This window comes from Sodalis sp. dw_96 (assembly GCF_018449575.1).
Taxonomy (GTDB): domain Bacteria; phylum Pseudomonadota; class Gammaproteobacteria; order Enterobacterales; family Enterobacteriaceae; genus Acerihabitans.
Genome location: NZ_JAAVUT010000046.1, coordinates 1 through 1874, shown reverse-complemented (window position 1 = coordinate 1874; position 1874 = coordinate 1). Strand labels below are relative to the sequence as shown.

At 59.1% G+C, this 1874-nt stretch carries 1 protein-coding gene; it reads right to left on the bottom strand.

Going from position 1 to position 1874, the window contains the following annotated elements; genetic code table 11:
* Positions 1–21: 21 nt before the first annotated feature.
* The gene (gene ltrA, locus HB631_RS26675; RefSeq protein ID WP_255557340.1) at positions 22–1284 is read right to left on the bottom strand and encodes a group II intron reverse transcriptase/maturase; all 1263 of its coding nucleotides are present in this window, start codon (positions 1282–1284) and stop codon (positions 22–24) included.
* Between the last annotated feature and the right edge of the window lie 590 nt (positions 1285–1874).

The window sequence follows — 1874 nt, the reverse complement described above, 5'->3', positions numbered from 1 at the left end:
TACGGTTCCGTATACGGCGGTTCAGGCTATACGGCTAAGCCGGTTTATCGTATCCAGTATCGAGACCAGCCCCAGGCGATCCCATCGCTTCTTCGGCAGCGCCTGGTTCATATGTGACGCCCCCGAGTTCCACCAGGGACCTCGACCATTGCTCGTCGATTTCCAGGCGCGTTCCGCAGTTAATCCTAGGCGTGTCAAGTTCCTTGCCCTCGTTGAGGCATTCTTCCATTGACGCCATAGGACGCAACGCAGTTTATGCCGCACCCAGCCATCCAGTTCTTCCAGCGGCCTTTTACTTTGGCTTAGTTTGAAGTAACCGGACCAACCCCGCAACACCGGGTTTATTCGCTCGATGACATTTGCCATCTTGCGTCCCCGCGCACCCCGCAACAGCTCCCTTAGCCTGTCGCGCAGGCGACGTTGGCTCGCCATGCTCACTCTTAGTCTCGGTTGTTGATGACTGCTCATCCCATAGCCGAGGTAGTCGCATTTCCAGGCTTCGGCTACACGACTCTTTTCCCGGTTCAGCGTCAGTTTTAACCGCTGGCTCAGGAAGCGCTCCACGCTTGCCATTACTCGTTCGCCAGCCCGTTGACTGCGAACATAGATGTTCGCATCATCGGCATAACGCACGAAGCGATGGTCCCGTTTCGCCAGTTCGACGTCGAGTTCATCGAGCAGGATATTCGACAACAGCGGCGAAAGCGGGCCGCCTTGCGGCGTCCCTTCCTGCCGTCGGCTGACCACCCCGCCCGACATGACTCCGGCCTCAAGATAACGACGGATAAGCGTAAGCACGCGTTTGTCTTCAACCCGACGCTGTACGTGGGCCATCAGGATATCGTGGTTAACGCGATCGAAGAACTTCTCCAGATCGAGTTCCACGCACCAACGATGCCCTGCCGCCACATGGGCGCGGGCTGTTTCGATAGCCTGGTGGGCGCTTTTCCCCGGACGGAAGCCGTAGCTGTAGTCCGAGAACAGCGGGTCGAAGATCGGCGTGAGCTGTTGTAGCAAAGCTTGTTGGATTAGGCGATCCATCACATTGGGGATACCTAACTGGCGGCTTCCGCCTTTGGGCTTGGGGATCGCAACCGCGCGTACCGCTTGCGGGTGATATTCCCCCGTCAGCAACCGGGCCTTTAAGATCGTCCAATACTGTTTCACGTAGCCGGCCAGTTCGGCCACCGTCATGCCATCGGCACCCGGCGCGCCTTTATTGCTGACCACGCGTTGATACGCACGCTTGAGGTTCGCCGGTGCGAGCACCCGCTCCATCAGCATGTCCGGCTCCGCGTTCGTCCACGTCGCAGACGCCGCCGATGCTTGCACACTGTCGGCCGTCATCCTCGGATACCGTCCGGGACTCGGGGAAACAGTTTTCTCGAGGAGAATATTCGGTGTTTCAGCATTCGACGAGACTCCAACGCCTACTGGCGGCATAACCTGTTCGGCCCTTGGTGACGGGGTCAATCGCCACTTACTACGGCCTCGGCTGACTTCTGCACGTTCATCCCGTCGCCTCTCGACGCGCGGTAGCACTATGGCAAACGTGCAGATCTCCCAGGGTAATTCGCGCGACCTTCCTGCTTATGCCTGTCGGATATACGTCGCAGCGTTCCGTGCAAGTATTGGGCTTTGACGATTTTAGCCGTCTCACCCCGCTGCGCCGCCTGATCCGCTTCCTGTTCGTCAGGCCAGCAGTTTGCCTCGGGCTTCCTTCAGATCCGCGGTCGCCCGCGACACCCTTGCCTTTGGCTAACACTTCCCCTTGCCGGGTGTGTAGAGGACTTTCACCTCCCAGTCGCCCCTTGACCACCACGGTCAAGGGACAGCGCCCGTCAAGGCGCTACGCGCCATGCCTGGCGCACTAA